Source organism: Pseudomonas edaphica (genome assembly GCF_005863185.1).
GTDB classification, from domain to species: Bacteria; Pseudomonadota; Gammaproteobacteria; order Pseudomonadales; family Pseudomonadaceae; genus Aquipseudomonas; species Aquipseudomonas edaphica.
The window spans coordinates 1-623 of record NZ_VBVZ01001123.1 but is presented as its reverse complement, the minus strand read 5'-3'; the positions used below and the strand labels follow the sequence as shown (position 1 = coordinate 623).

Annotated in this window: 1 protein-coding gene; it reads left to right on the top strand. The window is 55.5% G+C overall.

Annotated features, from left to right (window positions below; all coding sequences use genetic code 11):
• Positions 1–446 (top strand): nucleoside/nucleotide kinase family protein (locus tag FEM54_RS34515; RefSeq protein WP_138454407.1); only part of this gene is annotated, 446 nt, incomplete at its 5' end.
• Between the last annotated feature and the right edge of the window lie 177 nt (positions 447–623).

Here is a 623-nt window from a genome sequence, read left to right as displayed (position 1 = left end):
ACGCACACGCCAGAAACCCCACCGATGATTCGGAGTGGAGAGTGTGTGAGCGCTTTGCGGATAGTCGGCTCTGGATTTCCCGCCACGTGCTGACTAAACAGCCGCCCGACAGCATTATCCTGATAGACCGTTGGTACCCCTCAGATGCCGCGTTTCGCCGGACAGTCCCGTTCGCAGACATACTGCAGTTAAACCTGGACCGACACGTACGAGTGCCAGACCTGCATGTGGGCGTTATCACTGACCCCGAGATTTCATGGTCAAGGGCAGCGCAACGACGGCGCGGGTTGGGCAGTACGTTGATCCATACGCTGCAGGAGCATGTCGAATGTACCCAGGCGTTTTTGCGAGCGGCGGGTGATCAGGGCTGGGTTTTGTGCCGTAATGAAGGGGCGATTGAACAGGCGACGGGGCAGGTGGTTGCTGAGATTTATGCTGTTCTTTGAGGTGTTTTTTTGTGGCGATCCGGTTGGTTGATGCCTCTGTTTCCACCAGAGATGCAGATGGGCGAGCCTCACTAAGATACTCGCCCATCTGCATGGATTAATCCGCGATCAGTAAGCCGATGGCAGGAACAATCAACGCCGTACTGATCGCCATCGACAGCACATTACCAATATACG